At 67.0% G+C, this 15362-nt stretch carries 14 protein-coding genes and 1 tRNA gene; 10 read left to right on the top strand and 5 right to left on the bottom strand.

All coding sequences use genetic code 11. The features are described 5' to 3' along the window. The coding region (locus ACFQ27_RS18690) for a glucokinase (protein WP_377354653.1) at positions 1–546 on the top strand (546 nt) is incomplete at its 5' end. Then, entirely contained in the window at positions 543–1160 is a 618-nt protein-coding gene (eda, locus tag ACFQ27_RS18685; RefSeq protein WP_374343518.1) for a bifunctional 4-hydroxy-2-oxoglutarate aldolase/2-dehydro-3-deoxy-phosphogluconate aldolase, read from the top strand. The genes ACFQ27_RS18690 and eda, both read left to right, overlap by 4 nt. A gap of 134 nt (positions 1161–1294) precedes the next feature. On the opposite strand, the gene ACFQ27_RS18680 is transcribed toward eda, so the two are convergent. Then, positions 1295–2065: an enoyl-CoA hydratase/isomerase family protein gene (locus ACFQ27_RS18680; RefSeq protein WP_377354651.1), complete on the bottom strand. Its 771-nt coding sequence runs from the start codon at positions 2063–2065 to the stop codon at positions 1295–1297. After that, entirely contained in the window at positions 2065–3231 is a 1167-nt protein-coding gene (locus tag ACFQ27_RS18675) for an acyl-CoA dehydrogenase family protein (RefSeq protein WP_377354650.1), read from the bottom strand. Before ACFQ27_RS18675 ends, ACFQ27_RS18680 begins: the two co-directional genes overlap by 1 nt. Before the next feature lie 168 nt (positions 3232–3399). Here ACFQ27_RS18675 and ACFQ27_RS18670 point away from each other — a divergent pair, with 168 nt between their 5' ends. Together ACFQ27_RS18670 and ACFQ27_RS18665 are read left to right on the top strand one after the other, a co-directional pair. After that, positions 3400–4614: a CaiB/BaiF CoA transferase family protein gene (locus tag ACFQ27_RS18670; RefSeq protein WP_377354648.1), complete on the top strand. Its 1215-nt coding sequence runs from the start codon at positions 3400–3402 to the stop codon at positions 4612–4614. 4 nt (positions 4615–4618) lie between these two features. Next, complete coding sequence (locus ACFQ27_RS18665) at positions 4619–5170, top strand: hypothetical protein (RefSeq protein ID WP_374343510.1); 552 nt, start codon at positions 4619–4621, stop codon at positions 5168–5170. A 6-nt stretch (positions 5171–5176) separates the two neighbouring features. Here the strand turns inward: ACFQ27_RS18665 and ACFQ27_RS18660 are convergent, their stop codons facing one another. The 3 genes from ACFQ27_RS18660 to ACFQ27_RS18650 all read right to left on the bottom strand — a co-directional run bounded on the left by ACFQ27_RS18660 (position 5177) and on the right by ACFQ27_RS18650 (position 8388). Then, positions 5177–5584: a Zn-ribbon domain-containing OB-fold protein gene (locus ACFQ27_RS18660; RefSeq protein WP_374343508.1), complete on the bottom strand. Its 408-nt coding sequence runs from the start codon at positions 5582–5584 to the stop codon at positions 5177–5179. Positions 5585–5588: 4 nt separating this feature from the next. Then, positions 5589–6770 carry a thiolase domain-containing protein gene (locus ACFQ27_RS18655; RefSeq protein ID WP_374343506.1) on the bottom strand — a complete coding sequence of 394 codons (1182 nt, stop codon included), beginning with the start codon at positions 6768–6770 and terminating at the stop codon, positions 5589–5591. A gap of 142 nt (positions 6771–6912) precedes the next feature. Then, positions 6913–8388 carry an AMP-binding protein gene (locus ACFQ27_RS18650; protein WP_374343504.1) on the bottom strand — a complete coding sequence of 492 codons (1476 nt, stop codon included), beginning with the start codon at positions 8386–8388 and terminating at the stop codon, positions 6913–6915. A 195-nt stretch (positions 8389–8583) separates the two neighbouring features. On the opposite strand from ACFQ27_RS18650, the gene ACFQ27_RS18645 reads away from it, so the two are divergent. The 6 genes from ACFQ27_RS18645 to ACFQ27_RS18620 all read left to right on the top strand — a co-directional run bounded on the left by ACFQ27_RS18645 (position 8584) and on the right by ACFQ27_RS18620 (position 15236). After that, entirely contained in the window at positions 8584–10134 is a 1551-nt protein-coding gene (locus tag ACFQ27_RS18645) for a class I adenylate-forming enzyme family protein (RefSeq protein ID WP_377354647.1), read from the top strand. Between the two features lie 29 nt (positions 10135–10163). After that, positions 10164–10658 (top strand): ribonuclease E activity regulator RraA, encoded by a 495-nt coding sequence (gene rraA / locus ACFQ27_RS18640; RefSeq protein ID WP_377354646.1) that lies wholly within the window; start codon positions 10164–10166, stop codon positions 10656–10658. Positions 10659–10770: 112 nt separating this feature from the next. Further along, positions 10771–10860: transfer RNA gene (locus ACFQ27_RS18635), tRNA-Ser, on the top strand. A gap of 176 nt (positions 10861–11036) precedes the next feature. After that, positions 11037–12344, top strand: a complete 1308-nt coding sequence (locus ACFQ27_RS18630) for a tyrosine-type recombinase/integrase (RefSeq protein WP_377354645.1) — start codon at positions 11037–11039, stop codon at positions 12342–12344. A 157-nt stretch (positions 12345–12501) separates the two neighbouring features. Next, on the top strand, positions 12502–12738 hold the full coding sequence (locus tag ACFQ27_RS18625; protein ID WP_377354644.1) for a helix-turn-helix transcriptional regulator: 237 nt from the start codon (positions 12502–12504) through the stop codon (positions 12736–12738). A gap of 98 nt (positions 12739–12836) precedes the next feature. Then, positions 12837–15236 carry a DUF5906 domain-containing protein gene (locus ACFQ27_RS18620; protein WP_377354643.1) on the top strand — a complete coding sequence of 800 codons (2400 nt, stop codon included), beginning with the start codon at positions 12837–12839 and terminating at the stop codon, positions 15234–15236. Positions 15237–15362: the final 126 nt, after the last annotated feature.

Below are 15362 nucleotides of genomic sequence, written 5' to 3'. Positions count from 1 at the left end.
GGCGTCGCCGGCCTGGCGCGGTCCGAGCGCGGCGACCTGCCGATCCCCGCCGAGGGCGGCCACGCCAGCTTCGCGCCCGCCGACGAGGTCGAGGACCGGGTGCTGGCCAGCCTGCGGGCGAAGCACGGTCGTGTGTCCATTGAGCGCGTCCTGTCCGGCCCCGGCCTCTACGGCCTCTACCAGGTGATGGCTGAGATCGCCGGCGAGCCGGTGGTCCATGCGGACGAAAAGGCCGTCGCCGCCGCCGGCCTGGCGGGCGAGGCCCTGTCCCAGGCGGTGCTGGACCGGTTCTGCGAGATCCTGGGGTCGGTGGCCGGCGATATCGCCCTGACCTATGGCGCCCGTGGCGGCGTCTTCGTCTCCGGCGGCATTGCGCCCCGGCTGATCGACCGGCTGATGCTGGGCGGCTTCCGGCGCCGGTTCGAGGACAAGGGCCGGCTGAAGGACTATATGGCGGATATCCCGACCGCCCTCATCGTGCATCCTTACGCCGCCCTGCTCGGCGCCGCCCGGGTGCTTGAGACCCTCGAAGGAAACCGGTTTTGAAGCTGCCTGACGTCCTCAAGCTCGCCCCCGTCGTTCCGGTGCTGATCATCGAGGACGTGGACAAGGCCGTGCCCCTGGCCCGCGCCCTGGTGAAGGGCGGCCTGAAGGCGCTAGAGGTGACCCTGCGCACCCCGGTGGCGCTGGAGTGCATCCGGCGGATCGCCGGGGAGGTGGAGGATGGCGTCGCCGGCGCCGGCACCATCATCAATCCCGCCATGCGTGAGGAAGCCCATCGCGCCGGCGCCAAGTTCGGGGTCAGCCCCGGCCTGATCGGCAACGAGGATTTCGACGACGGCCCCCTGCCGCTGCTGCCGGGGATCGCCACGGCCACCGAACTGATGGCGGGCCTTGAGGCGGGCTATTCGTACTTCAAGTTGTTCCCGGCCAATATTGTCGGCGGCGTCGGCGCCCTGAAGGCCTTTGCGAGCCCCTTCCCGCAGGCGACCTTCTGCCCGACCGGGGGGGTCAGCCTTGAGAACGCGCCGGACTATCTGGCCCTGCCGAACGTGATCTGCGTCGGCGGCTCCTGGGTCGCCCCGGCCGATGCGGTGCGCGACGGCGACTGGGACCGGATCACCGCGCTCGCCAAGCAGGCCGCGGCGCTGGGCCGGTAATTGGGTGTCATCCCGGTTTCGGCGCAGCCGAAGACCGGGACCCATAGACACTGATCTTTCCGGAGAACCCCGCGCGTCTGGGTCCCGGACAGGCGCTGCGCGCTTTCCGGGATGACACCAGGGTGCTGCGGCGACTACCGCCCCTGGAAGTTCCCCGCCCGGCGTTCCTGGACCGCGCGGACGCCTTCGGCGAAGTCCTCGGTGGCGCGCAGGATGGTCTGTTCCCAGTGCTCGTGCTTGGTCTGGGCGCGGACCGCCTTGGCGAGATCGCCGCGCAGGGTCTTGCGGGTGGCGCGCACGGCCAGGGGCGCGTTCTCGGCGATCTCCTGGGCCAGGGCGCGAGCGGCGGGCAGCAGGCCCTCCAGCGGCACGACCTCGTCCACCAGGCCCCAGGCCAGGGCGTCCTCGGCCTTCACCCGGCGGCCCGTGAGGAACATCAGGTCGGCGCGCTGCTGGCCGATGGCGCGGGGCAGGGTGTGGGTCAGGCCAAAGCCGGGGTGGAAGCCCAGCTTCACGAAGTTGGCGGCGAAGCGCGCTTCCGGCGCGGCCACACGGAAGTCGGCGACGAGGGCGAGGCCCAGGCCGGCGCCCACCGCGGCGCCCTGCACGGCGGCGACGATCGGGGTCTCGATGGCGAACAGGCGAACGGCCTGGTCATAGAGCGGCGCGATGCCGCTCATGCCCGAGCCGCCGATGCCGTCGGCCGAGACCAGGTCGGCGCCGGCGCAGAAGGGCTTGCCCTCGGAGGCCAGCACCACGGCGCGGGTCTTGCCGTCGCCGTCCAGGCCTTCCAGCAGGTCGGCCAGGTCGCGCATCAGGCCCACGGAGACGTGGTTGTTGGGCGGCCGGCTGAAGGTCACCGTGGCGACGTGGCCCTCGTGCTCGACCTTGATATCTTTCGTCATTACCGGGATCCCCCCATCAGGTTGCGGGCCACCACCATGCGGTGGACTTCCGAGGGCCCGTCATAGATTCGCATGTTCCGGACCTCAGCGGCCATCAGCTGCAGGGGTATTTCCTTGGTCATGCCCATGGCGCCGAAACATTGCATGGCGTTGTCGATGATCTCCCACGCCATTTCGGTGGCGAAGACCTTGATCATCGAGATTTCCTGCCGCACGTCGCGGCCCTGGTCCAGCTTCCAGGCGCAGTCATAGGTCATCAGCCGCGCGGCGTGGATCTTCATGGCGGCGTCGGCCGCCCACCACTGGACCGACTGGCGGCTCGACAGGGGCGCGCCGAAGGTGACCCGCTGGGGCGCGTACTCGCACATCATGTCCAGGGCCCGCTGGGCCAGGCCAATGCACCAGGCCGCCATCTCCATGCGGCGGGTGCCGAGGCGCACCTGCATGGGCGCGAAACCCTGGCCCTCGACGCCGAGCAGTTTCCAGCCCGGCACGCGGCAGTCTTCGAGCGCGATCTCGTAGGTGAAGGCGCCGCCGATCATCGGGATGCGGCGCAGAATGTTGAAGCCGGGGGTGTCGCGATCCACCAGGAAGGCGCTGATCCCGCCGCGGGAGCCCTTTTCCTTGTCGGTCACCGCCATGACGATGGTGAAGTCGGCCTGGGCGGCGCGGGTCGTCCAGATCTTGCGGCCGTTCAGCACCCAGTCGTCGCCGTCGCGCACGGCCCGGGTGGTCATGCCGGCCGGGTCGGCGCCGGCGCCGGGCTCGGAAATGCCGATGGCGCTGATGGTCTTGCCGGCGGCGTAGGGGGCCAGATAGGCCTCGCGCTGCTGCTCGTTCACCGTGGCCATCAGCATGCGCAGGTTCGGCGAGTCCGGCGGCAGGGTGTAGGGCGTGATGGTCGAACCCATGGCCTCGTTGACGCCCACCAGGGCGACATAGGGCAGGTCATAGCCACCGACGTCGGCCGGCGCGTCCAGGCCCCACAGCCCCAGTTCCTTGGACACCGCGTCGATCTTCTCGCGTTCCTCGTCGGTGAGGTAGATCCCCTGGCCCGTGGCCTCGCGGTTCATCACCACGCCCTCCAGGGGCATCAAGTGATCCTTCACGAAGCGCTCGGTGAGGTCCTTGAGCATCCGATGCTCGTCGGACAGGGCGAAATCCATGACGCAGCCTCCCTGGTCTTGTTGTCCCGATAAGAGCCCCCTTCCCCAGGGGCGGTCGAGGGGAATCCCAGGATTTCCACATATGTGGAAACGACGTCAGCCGCAGCGGCAGGATTGCCAAGCGGGCCGGCTCTGCTACGCCATCTGCAAAACCAAGGGAGGCAGGGCGTGAGCGACCCGAAACAACTGGCGAACGAGGCCACGGGACCCCTCAAAGGGATCCGCATCCTGGACCTGACCAGCGTGGTGTTCGGGGCCTATGCGACCCAGATGCTGGGCGACCAGGGCGCCGAGGTGATCAAGCTGGAGGATCCGGGGTCGGGCCGCGGCGACGGCGGCGACATCATGCGCTGGGCCGGCCACGTGCCGCAGGAATGCCCGCGCGACCTGGGTCCCATCTTCCTGACCATCAACCGCAACAAGCGCTCGGTGCTGATGGACATGAAGGACGCCAACCAGCGGCCCTTTCTGGAGGCCCTGATCAAGAGCTGCGAGGTGTTCGCCACCTCCATCCGCTACGAGGGGCTGAAGCGCCTGGGCCTGGCCTATGAGGACGTGAAGGCGATCCGCCCGGACGTGGTCTATGTCCACGCCGCCGGCTACGGCTCCGAAGGCCCCTATGCCGGGGAGCCCGCCTATGACGACCTGATCCAGTCCGCCTCGGGCCTCGCGGACCTGATGCCGCGGGTGGACGGCAATCCGGCGCCGCGCATCCTGCCGACCCTGGTGGCGGACAAGGTCTCGGGCCTGTTCATGTGCCAGGCGATCACGGCCGGCCTGCTGCATCGGGAGCGCACTGGCGAGGGCCAGTTCATCGAGGTGCCGATGCTGGAATGCGTCACCAGCTTCAACTTGGTCGAACACCTCTACGACCACGCCTTCGAGCCGCCGGTCGGCCAATGGGCCTATCAGCGGGTCGCGAACCCCAACCGCAAGCCCTACAAGACCAAGGACGGCTATATCGGCCTCCTGCCCTATACCGACAAGCAGTGGGACCAGTTCTTCGCCGCCGCCGGCATGGCCGAGACCTTCGGCAAGGATCCGCGCTTCTCGGACTACGCCACCCGGGCCAAGAACATCAGCGAGCTCTACGCCCTGGTCGGCGAGGTCTGTGAGAGCAAGACCACCCAGGAGTGGCTGGACCTGCTCAAGCCCCTGTCGATCCCGGTGGTCAAGACCGCGCGCCTGGACGACCTACCGGAGGACGAGCACCTGAAGGCGGTGGGCTTCTTCCAGCAGTACCGCCACCCGCACGCCGGGCTCTACAACGCCATCAAGCCGCCGGTGAAGTTCACCGGCTCACCCTCCAACATCCGCCATCACCCGCCCCGGCTGGGTGAGAACACCGATGAGGTGAAGGCGGAGATGGGCTTCAAGGACTGACGCCATGCGGGTCTCGGTGGTCGGCGGATCGGGCGCGGGCAAGACCACCTTCGCCCGCAAGCTCGCCCACGCCATCGGCGGGACCCACATCGAACTGGACGCGATCAACTGGCAGGCCGGCTGGCGGGACCTGAACACCGAGGACCCGGAGGAATTCCGCCGCCGTACAGCCCAGGCGGTCGCCGCTGAGCGCTGGGCGGCCTGCGGCAACTATTCGAAGGTCGCCGACCTCGTCCGCGCCCGGGCCACCGATCTGGTCTGGCTGGACTATCCGCGCTGGCGGATCATGGGCCGCGTGCTCCGCCGGTCGCTGGCGCGCGCCATCGGCGGCCAGGAGCTGTGGGAGGGCACCGGCAATACCGAGACCTTCGCCCGTTGGCTCAGCAAGGAGCATCCCATCCGCTGGAGCTGGGACACCTATGCGGGCCGCAAGGTCCGCTACCAGGCGATGATGGATGGCGAGGAATGGGCCGGGCTGCGGGTGCACCGCGTCACCCGGCCAAAGGAAGCGGACGCCCTGATCCGCCGTTTCGCGGCAGAGGCCAGGGCGTCCTGAAGGGTCTTAGACCGGTGAGAAGACCGGGACGGGCGGGCCGTTCTCGGTGTCCTGGAACTTCAGCTTCACCCGCTGGCCGATGGCCAGCTGGTCCAGGTCGCAGTCGACGAAGTTGGTCAGCATGGCCGGGCCTTCGTCCAGGGTGACATAGCCGATGGCGTAGGGGCCCGTCGGCGAGCGGCGCATGACGCTGAACGTGTAGATCACGCCTTCGCCGGGGCTCTCTTCCCAGACGGTGTCTTCCGACCCGCACAGGGGGCAGATCGGACGCGGATACCAGTGCGCCTCGCCGCAGGACGTGCAGCGCTTGATCAGGAAGCGGCCCTCGGTGGCGGCGTCCCAGAAGGGCTTGGATTCGATGCTGACGGCGGGGGCCGGGATCTTCCGGACCTCGGGGGTCTTGGTCTCGCTCATCGGATTATTCCCGTTCCAGGATGACGGTGCCGGCGCCGTGGCGCAGGCCCAGGGAGCCGCCCGTGCCGTGGGCGATGGCCAGGTCGCAGTTCGCCACCTGGACCTTGGGATGGGCTTCGCCGCGCAGCTGGCGCACGGCTTCGATCACCTTGGTGATGCCGCCCCGATTGGTGGGGTGGTTGTTGCACAGGCCGCCGCCATCAGTGTTGAAGGGCAGCTTGCCGACGCCGGAGATCAGGTTGCCGTCGGCGACGAACTTGCCGCCCTGGCCCTTCTCGCAGAAGCCCAGGTCTTCCAGCTGCATCAGCACCGTGATGGTGAAGCTGTCGTAGATCGAGGCGTACTTGATGTCCGACGGCTTGACCCCGGCCTCGGCGAAGGCCGGCGGACCGGACCAGACGGCGGCCGAATGGGTCAGGTCGAGCGAGCGGCCGCCCATCGGACCCTTGGGGCTTTCGCCGGCGCCGATCACCTTGACCAGCGGGCGGTTCAGGCTCTTGGCGATCTCAGGCGCGACCACGATCAGGGCGCCGCCGCCATCGGTGACCACGCAGCAGTCCAGGAGGTGCAGCGGGTCGGAGATCATCCGCGAATTGACCACGTCCTCAACGGTGACCACGTCCCGCAGGAAGGCGTGCTCGTTCCACTGGGCGTGATGGCTGGCCGCCACCTTGATCCAGGCCAGCTGCTCGGAGGTGGTGCCGTACTCGTACATGTGGCGCATGGCGCACATGCCGTAGGTGTTGTGGGTCGAGCCGCCGTAGATGTTCTCGAAACCGGCTTCCGGCGGCCCGTCGGACAGCTGGCCCGGACGCGATCCGCCACCGCCGAAGAACTTGTTCTGGCGGGGACGGCCGGCCAGGGTGATCAGGGCCACCTTGCACTTGCCGGCCGCGATCGCCTGGGCCGCGTGGCCCACGTGGACGATGTAGGACGACCCGCCCGTCTCGGTGGAGTCGGTGTGGCGGACGTTCTTGAGGCCCATATAGTCGACCATGGACAGGCCGCCGAAGCCCGGCGCGTCACCGGCGCAGAAATAGCCGTCCACGTCGTCCTTGGTCAGACCGGCGTCGGCCAGGGCGCCCTTGGCGCACTCGGCGTGGATCTGCGCGGTGGTCCTGTCCGGCGCGTCGCGGAGCGGATGCTCGTAGGCGCCCGCGATATAGGCCTTGCCCTTGATGCTCATGAATCCCCTTCCCCAAAACTGATCGTCAAAAAGAATGCGACGGGCTTATCGCAGCGCAGCAAGCCCGTCATCCCCGGTCGTTGCGGCAGCCAATCCCACGTCATCCCCCGGATCGGCCTTCGGCCGCCCGGAGGATGACGGGTTATTGTTGAAGCCGGGCGTCGCGCAGGGCGGAGCGGCGGACCTTGCCGGCGTCGTCGCGCAGGGGTTCGTCGACGAACTCGTAGGAACGGGGCTGCTTGTAGGTGACCAGCCTGTCGGCCAGGTGGGCGCGCAGGGACGCCTCGTCCACCACGCCCTTGGTCTGGACGATGGCGTGGACCTTGTTGCCCAGGTCCTCATCGGGCAGGCCGATCACTGCGCAGGACTGCACGGCGTCATGCTCTTCCAGGGCCGCCTCGATCTCGGCCGGATAGACGTTGGAGCCGCCGACCAGGATCATGTCGGTGCGCCGGTCGGCCAGGTAGAGATAGCCCTCCTCGTCGAAATAGCCGATGTCGCCCAGGCTCTCCCAGCCGCCCTCGAGCGTCTTGGCGGTGGCGCCGACATACTTGTACGAGGGCGGCGCGCCGGCCGGGCGGCGCATGTAGATCTCGCCGATCTCGCCGGGCGGCAGGAAGCTGCCGTCCTCGCCGACCGCGATCATTTCGCCGACCGTGACCTTGCCGACCGAGCCGCGGTGGGTCAGCCACTCGGTCCCGGTGATGGTGGTCACGGCCTGGGCCTCGGTGCCGGCATAGAGCTCCATCACCACCTCAGGCCCCACCCAGTGGATGAAGGCCTCCTTCAGCCAGGCCGGGCAGGGCGCGGCCAGGTGCCAGAGGGTCTGAAGCGACGACAGGTCGTACTTGGCCCGCGTTTCCTCCGGCAGGCGCCAGATGCGGGTCATCATGGTGGGGACCAGATAGATCCAGCTGGCCTTGTTGGCCTCGATGGCGGCCAGGGTCCCCTCGGGGTCGAAGCGCGGCAGGATCACCATGTGCGCGCCCATGGAGAAGGCCGACATCATCATGCCGAAGCCGGCGTTGTGGTAGAGCGGCGCGGGCAGGACGGCGATGGAGTCCTGGCGCAGCCGCCAGCCGCCGACCTCGGGCGTCTCGGCCGCCGTGACGCCGGGCTGGCCGGCCAGGATCAGCTTGGGCCGGCCGGTGGAGCCGCCGCTGGTGGGCGCCTTGGAGACGGGCGCTATGGCGTCGGGCAGGTCGCTGTCGTCGTCGGACAGGGCGAGCAGGTCGTTCAGGGTCAGCAGCGGCCGGTCGATCTCGACCTTGAAATCGGCCACCACGACGGGGGTGTTCGCCAGCTCCATGATCGCCTTGAGTTCGCCGAGCGGCAGGCGGAAGGACACCGGCTGCGGCGTCGCGCCCAGCTTCCAGATGCCCCAGCAGACCACGGCGAAGTCGGCGGAATTGGGCAGGCCCAGGGTGACCAGATCGCCGAACTTCACCCCCTTGGCCGCCAGGCCACGGGCGACCCGGTTCGAGAGCCGGTGGAACTGGTCATAGGTCAGGGTGGTCGCGCCGCAGGTCACCGCCGGGGCGTCGGGCTTCAAGCTCGCCAGCTGCTTCAGCTTGGCGCCCAGGGAGATCATCTGCGGTTCGGTGGTGTCGTCGGCCATTATGCTTCCATCCCAATGGCCCGGTCGTTCGCCGCCGGGCGTCTTTGAAATCCGGTGTCGCCGCCGAGAGAAAAGAGCGGCCTGTCTCCAGTCTCCCCTACCGGGCGCCGCCACGGCAAGCCCGACATTGCGGCCCGCGCGCTTTCCGGCCTAAAGGGAGCCAACAATTCGAACGATCGGTAGGGAGACGCCGTCATGACTGTCGAGGAAATCCTGTCCCAGGACTTCGGGACCCTGGCCGACGTGATCCGGGTCCAGGCCGCCGACAAGGGCCCGAAGCCGGCCCTGATCGACGCCAAGCGGGTGATCTCCTACGCCGAGCTCGACGTCCTGATGGACCGCATCGCCGCCGCCCTGCAGCGCGACGGCGTCGCCAAGGCCGAGGTCGCCGCAGTCTGCGCCACCAGCTCGGTGGAGTATGGCGCGACCTTCTTCGGCATCCTGCGGGCCGGCGCCATCGTCGCTCCGCTGGCGCCTTCGTCGACGCCTGAGAGCCTGATCGTCATGCTCAACGATAGCGGCGCCAAGGTCTTCTTCCTGGACAAGGGCGTGGCCGAGGCCATGGCCGGCGTCGCCGACCAGATCACCGCCAAGCGCGTCTCCCTGGACGGCTCGGACGCCGGGATCCCCTTCGAGCAGTGGCTGGCGCCTGAGGGCGCGAAGCCTGCGCCCGTCGAGGTCGAGCCGGACCAGGGCTTCAACATCATCTATTCGTCCGGCACTACGGGCACGCCCAAGGGCATCGTCCAGCCGCACGCCATGCGCTGGGGCCAGATCCGCCGCGGGGTCTATCCCGACACCGCCGTGAGCGTGATCTCGACCCCGCTCTATTCGAACACGACGCTCGTCTCCTTCCTGCCGACCCTGTCCAACGGCGGCACGGCGGTGCTGATGCCCAAGTTCGACGCCGAGCAGTTTCTGAAGCTGTCGGAAAAGCACCGCGCCACCCACGCCATGCTGGTGCCGGTCCAGTACCGCCGGCTGATGGAGCGCCCGGACTTCGACAGCTACGACCTGTCGAGCTTCGTGATGAAGTTCTCGACCAGCGCGCCCTTCCCGGCCGAGATCAAGGCCGATGTGCTCAAGCGCTGGCCGGGCGGCCTGATCGAGTACTACGGCATGACCGAGGGCGGCGGCTCCTGCGGCCTGCAGGCCCATGAGTTCCCCGACAAGCTGCACACTGTCGGCCGCCCGCTGCCCGGCCACGACATCCGCCTGATCGACGAGGACGGCAAGGAAGTGCCGCAAGGCGAGATCGGCGAGGTCGTCGGGCGTTCGGGCGCGATGATGGTCGGCTACCACAACCAGCCGGGCAAGACGTCCGAGGCCGAGTGGTGGAGCCCCGAGGGCCTGCGCTACATTCGGACTGGGGATGTGGGCCGGTTCGACGAGGACGGCTTCCTGACGCTCATGGACCGCAAGAAGGACATGATCATCTCCGGCGGCTTCAACATCTATCCGTCCGACCTCGAGGCCGAGATCGTCAAGCACCCGGCGGTGCTGGAGGCCGCGGTGGTGGGCGTGGCGTCCAAGGCCTGGGGCGAGACCCCGGTGGCCTTCGTGGCGCTGAAGGCCGGCCAGAGCGCCGACCCCGCCGAGATCAAGGCTTTCGTCAACGCCAAGGTGGGCAAGACCCAGCGCCTGGCCGACCTGGTGCTGATCGACAGCCTGCCGCGCAGCCACATTGGCAAGGTGCTGAAGCGCGAACTGCGCGACGACTACAAGGGCGAGGCGCTGACGGCCTAAGCCGCGGGCCTCCCAACAAGGATTTCAAGATGAGCCTGCCCAACGACATGGCGGTTGGCGTCGCCGACCTGTGCGACGCCAACGAGGACGAGATCGAGGTCTGCGAGCTGCAGATGCGCGACTATGGCGGCCGCACCGCCTTTTCCGGCCCGATCCGCACCGTGCGCTGCCACGAGGACAATTCCCTGGTGAAGGCGACGCTCGCCGAACCCGGCGAGGGCTGTGTCCTGGTGGTGGACGGCGGCGGCTCCCTGCACCGGGCGCTGCTGGGCGACATGCTGGGGGCGGACGCGGTGAAGAACGGCTGGGCCGGGGTGGTGGTGAACGGCGCGGTGCGCGACAGCGCCGTGCTCGGCACCCTCGATCTGGGCGTCAAGGCGCTGGGGACCCACCCCATGCGCAGCGTCAAGCGCGGCGAGGGCATGGTCGATGTGCCGGTGGCCTTTGGCGGCGTGGTCTTCGTCCCCGGCGACCGTCTCTACGCGGACGAGGACGGGATCGCCGTGCTGGCGGCCGAGGACTGATCGGCCCTCGAACGCCCAAGGCAAATCAGCCTCTTGCGAAGCCGGAGCCGTATGAGTAGGTTCCGCGCCTCGCTCGGCGGGCCCCTTTCGAAGGCGGCTTCCCAACGGCTCCGGAGAGGTGGCTGAGTGGTCGAAAGCACCGCACTCGAAATGCGGCGTACCTTTACCGGTACCGTGGGTTCGAATCCCACCCTCTCCGCCAAGCCGTCTGCTGACAGGTGTTGAAGCCTGTCGATGCCGAAATGCACTTTCAACAAGAACAGCTATTTAGACTAGCCAGGGGGCCAGCGGGCGCCGATATCCGCTGCTGGCGGCTGGCACAAGCTGCGTCCCATTTGTGGGATGGTTTGTGGGACGGCCGCGCGCGGAGACGTGGCGATGGCCAAAGACAAACTAAATGCGCTGACGGTGAAGGCCCTTGTCCAGCGGGGCGCGAAGGGGCGCACGGGTGACGGCGGGGGGCTCTACATCGATGTTCGCGGCGCTGGGGTCGCGAGCTGGACCTACCGCTTCATGGTGGATGGCAGGGCCAGGGAAATGGGGCTGGGGCGATATCCCGACGTGGACCTCGCTTCAGCTCGACGACTTGCGGCTGAGCAGCGCGCTCTGAAGGCCCAGAGGATTGATCCCCTGGCGCATCGCCGCGCCACGGCGGCAGCTCTCGCTGCAGAGGCTGAAGCTGTCGAAGCAACGCTCGCCGCGCAGAAGCGAACCTTCAAGCTTGTTGCTGGCGGGTTCATGGAGGCGAAGGGGCCGGAATGGAGCAACGCCAAGCATGCCAAGCAGTGGCAGGCCACCCTCAAGGCCTATGTCTATCCACAGTTCGGGGACGTGCCCGTCGCTGAGGTCGCTCAGACCCATGTGCTGGCGGCGCTCAAACCGATCTGGCTGGCGAAGCCCGAGACTGCGGTGAGAGTCCGTCAGCGGATCGAGGCCATCCTAGATTTCGCTGCGGTCCAGGGCTGGCGACCTGACACCAATCCCGCGAGGTGGCGTGGCCGACTTGAGCATGCGCTCGCGGCCCCTGACAGGTTCAGGACGGTGCGCCACCACCCTGCCCTGCCATACGGCCTGCTGCCGGACTTTATGGCGGAGTTGCGGAAGGTTGAGGGCCTGGGTGCCCTTGCACTGCGCTTTGCCATCCTTACTGCGGCTAGGTCTAGCGAGGTTCGCCTTGCGACGTGGGGTGAGATCGACCTTCAGGCTCGACAGTGGAGAATTCCGGCGGGCCGCATGAAGGCGAAGCGGGCGCATGATGTCCCGCTGAGCGCTGAGGCGCTGGCGGTGCTCGCCCAGGCGAAGCCCTTCCGGGTGAGCGATGAGGGGACGGACCTAGTCTTTCCGGGCGCTGACAGCTCGCGTCCGCTGTCGGACATGACGCTTGCGGCGGTGATCAAGCGTCTGAACAAGGTCGGTGAGAAGCCGAAGTGGGTTGATGCAGCGGCGGAGGTGGTGGTCCCGCACGGCTTCAGGTCCACATTTAGAGACTGGTGCGCCGAGACGCGGCCAGAAGCTAGCGACGTCGTAGAGATGGCCCTCGCTCACGCCATCCAGAGCGCCACCGAGGCCGCGTATCGGCGGGGCGACATGTTCGGCAAGCGTGCGATCCTAATGGACGCTTGGGGGCAATACTGCCGGGGGGCCATGCCCGCCAATGTTGATTCGATGCACCGCGCGCGTAGGTGATCTGTCAAACATGCTAACAGTACTGTATACGGGCTTACATCAAATATTATCGTCCCCAGTTCTGTCCACAGACCGTGTAATTAGATCGTAGTTTTGCGCATTGACGCTCATTCCGGCACGCGACAGCTTGCACCCACACTGATGTTGTTGGTGAATTATGACCTGTCAAAACAAAGAAGATGCGCGCCTGCTTCGGCGTCGGGATGTAATCCGGCGCACAAACATGACGCGTTACATGATCGATGAGCTTGAGGCCGAGGGACTGTTCCCGGCTCGTGTGAAGATCGGCAAGCGGAGCGTGTTCTGGTCAGCCGAGGCTGTCGACGAGTATATCGAGAGGCAGATAAAGCAAAGCCGCTTGCCCTCTACATCTGCTGAACAGGTGTTAGGATAAAATAAAACACCCCCTGCAGGGACATGCGGGGGGTGCTTTTTGTGTACAAATATTCCGACACTTCGCGGGAGGGCGAAGACAGTTTGATCGAGTAAGCAATGTATACAGCACAACAGACTTGTGAGCAAGTCTCTGTTCCTGGAAATGTCCAGGATTTCCTTTCCGCCGTCCTTCCTGACGGCCATATCTACTGCGTCGGGCGCAAGACGCCCGACGGTTTCCGCAACATCTTCGGCCCGACCGTCGCCTGGATCGAGACCCAGGCCGAGCGGTTCGCCATGTCCGAGGACGTCTACTTCGCCCTCGGCACGTTCAAGGCCGGCGGCTCCCGCAAGCAAGACAACGTCGAGGCCCTGCGGTCTCTGTGGCTGGATATCGACGCCGGCCCTGGCAAGCCCTACGCCGGCGTTGTCGAGGCCATCACGGCGCTCGCCTCCTTCCGCCGGGACCTGGGCCTGCCCAAGCCCTGGGTCGTCGCCAGCGGCGGAGGCCTGCACGTCTACTGGCCGTTCGACCAGAACGTCGACCCGCACGTCTGGCAGAAACTCGCTAACGCGCTGAAGCGCGCGGCCGAACGCCAGGGGCTGGAGGCTGATCCGTCCCGCACCGCGGACATGGCCAGCGTGCTGCGCATCCCGGGTACGACGAACCACAAGCGCGGTGCGCAGGTTCACGTGATGACCGCCGGCGTCACGTCCACAGTGCTCGAGATCGCCACGCTGCTAGCGAAGTTCAGCCCGGCCCCTACGGCGGTGGCTGATCAGCTGGGACCTATGCCCGAGCATCTGCGGATGATGCTGTTGAGCGCCGATCTGCGAGGCGTCGATCAGGCGCAGCCAGATACCTTCGGGCGTATGATCGCGGATGCATGCGGTGTGGTCGATCGAATGCGCAGCACGCAGGGCAACGTCGACCAGCCCACCTGGTACAACGTGCTGGGTGTCCTGCGTCACTGCGTCGACGGACCCGAACTGGCGCACGAGTGGTCGAAGGGTCACCCTGGCTACTCCGCCCGCGAGACCGACCAGAAGCTGGAGCAACAGGCCTCATTCGGCCCGACCACCTGCGCCAAGCTGGGCGAGGGTAATGGTCAGATCTGCGCTGGGTGTTCCCACAGGGGCCGCATCAGTAGCCCCATCGTGCTGGGGCGGCCGCTTGTTCCGGCCCACGTGGGCGGGGCATCCAAAGCGCAGGGTTGGGCCACGCCGTACCTACCTGCGAGCCTAGGCCCAATCCCCGCCACTATGGATGCTGAGGGCTGCATCGCCCGGCTCAACGGAGAGTTTGCTTGGGTCCATTCGTGGGGGGGCAAAGGCGCTTACATCCGTCGCAGTCGTGCTGGGATTGAGCGCCGGGATGTTGGTGAGCTCAAGGCCGCGCTTGCGAACCGGTTCGTTGGTGGCGACCAGGCGGACGGCGGACGGAAGAATGCATTTGAAGTCTGGAGCCGCCACGCACGTCGGCAGGAGTTCGATAATGTGGTGTTCATGCCTGAAGGCGGGGTCGAGGACCGCGACCTGAACCTGTGGCGCGGCCTAGCCGTCCAGCCTCAGCTTGGGGCTTGGTCGCGTATGCGGCGGCACTTGAAGGACGTGGTCTGTGCCGGCGACTCAAAGGCGTTCCGGTACCTGTTGCGTTGGATGGCCCATGCCGTCCAGAAGCCGGGCACAGCGCCGGGCACCGTGCCGATCTTGATGTCTGAGCATGAGGGATCGGGGAAGACGATCGTCACCGACTGGATGTGTCGGATCTTCGGCGCTCACGGTGCCTCGTTCAACACCCCGGCCCAGCTTCTCGGCAAGTTCAACGCACACCTAGAGACCCTCAGTTTCATCGCGGTGAATGAGCCGTCGTTCGCGGGCAATCACGAGGACGCGCGCAAGCTGAAGTCGATGATCACCGACCGGACGTGGACCATCGAGGTGAAGCACGCTGGGGTCTACAGCATCCCCAATCGGGCTCACATGATGTTCACGACGAACGAGCCCTGGGCCGTCATGGCTGGGGTCGGGGCGCGGCGGTTCTTGGTGCTTGAGGTCGCAACCCACCATGCGCGGGACCGTGCATACTTTGATGCTTTGGCGAGGCAAGCCTCGGGCGGTGGAGTCGAGGCCATGCTCCACTTCCTTCTCAACCTGGACATCGAGGGCTTCAGCCCGACCGCGGAGATGCCAGAGACGGCGGCTCTACGAGAGCAGCAGCGACTTAGCGCCCCGCCAGTCGTCCAGTGGGCACGGGACGTGATCGAGGCGGGCGGCTTGATGGGCGGCGGTTCGATCTTTGGGGAACGCCTGAGCGCAGCCTCATTGGTTGAGGATTTCACGGCTTGGGCCCAGCGCCACGGCCACAGCCGGCGAATGACAGCCGCTAGCATGGGCAGGTGGCTCGCCTCGCTCGGCCTCGACCCCACTAAGAGCAATGGCAAGCGTTCGTATGACATCCCGGCGCTGTCCGACTTCGAGGCCAAGCTGGACGCCAGCCAGGGCCTACGCGCCTGACACTGACAGGGTCAGGAGGGTCAGGACAGGGTCAGGAAGGCCAGGGTTCGGGACTGTCAGGAATTTCGTGTGTGGGCGGGCGGTTGAACATATTTAGGCGGCGGCCTTGTTGAACCGGTCTCCGAA

The organism is Phenylobacterium conjunctum (genome assembly GCF_042679085.1).
Lineage (GTDB): Bacteria > Pseudomonadota > Alphaproteobacteria > Caulobacterales > Caulobacteraceae > Phenylobacterium > Phenylobacterium conjunctum.
Note: the sequence above shows the minus strand (reverse complement) of the source record. Positions and strands in the feature narration are given on the sequence as shown.

Bases quoted from the DNA above. Each gene is read 5' to 3' on its own strand.
- ACFQ27_RS18680 (WP_377354651.1), bottom strand. From the start codon at position 2,065: ATGACGAAAGATATCAAGGTCGAGCACGAGGGCCACGTCGCCACGGTG.
- ACFQ27_RS18675 (WP_377354650.1), bottom strand. From the start codon at position 3,231: ATGGATTTCGCCCTGTCCGACGAGCATCGGATGCTCAAGGACCTCACC.
- ACFQ27_RS18665 (WP_374343510.1), top strand. From the start codon at position 4,619: ATGCGGGTCTCGGTGGTCGGCGGATCGGGCGCGGGCAAGACCACCTTC.
- ACFQ27_RS18660 (WP_374343508.1), bottom strand. From the start codon at position 5,584: ATGAGCGAGACCAAGACCCCCGAGGTCCGGAAGATCCCGGCCCCCGCC.
- ACFQ27_RS18655 (WP_374343506.1), bottom strand. From the start codon at position 6,770: ATGAGCATCAAGGGCAAGGCCTATATCGCGGGCGCCTACGAGCATCCG.
- ACFQ27_RS18650 (WP_374343504.1), bottom strand. From the start codon at position 8,388: ATGGCCGACGACACCACCGAACCGCAGATGATCTCCCTGGGCGCCAAG.
- ACFQ27_RS18645 (WP_377354647.1), top strand. From the start codon at position 8,584: ATGACTGTCGAGGAAATCCTGTCCCAGGACTTCGGGACCCTGGCCGAC.
- rraA (WP_377354646.1), top strand. From the start codon at position 10,164: ATGAGCCTGCCCAACGACATGGCGGTTGGCGTCGCCGACCTGTGCGAC.
- ACFQ27_RS18630 (WP_377354645.1), top strand. From the start codon at position 11,037: ATGGCCAAAGACAAACTAAATGCGCTGACGGTGAAGGCCCTTGTCCAG.
- ACFQ27_RS18625 (WP_377354644.1), top strand. From the start codon at position 12,502: ATGACCTGTCAAAACAAAGAAGATGCGCGCCTGCTTCGGCGTCGGGAT.
- ACFQ27_RS18620 (WP_377354643.1), top strand. From the start codon at position 12,837: ATGTATACAGCACAACAGACTTGTGAGCAAGTCTCTGTTCCTGGAAAT.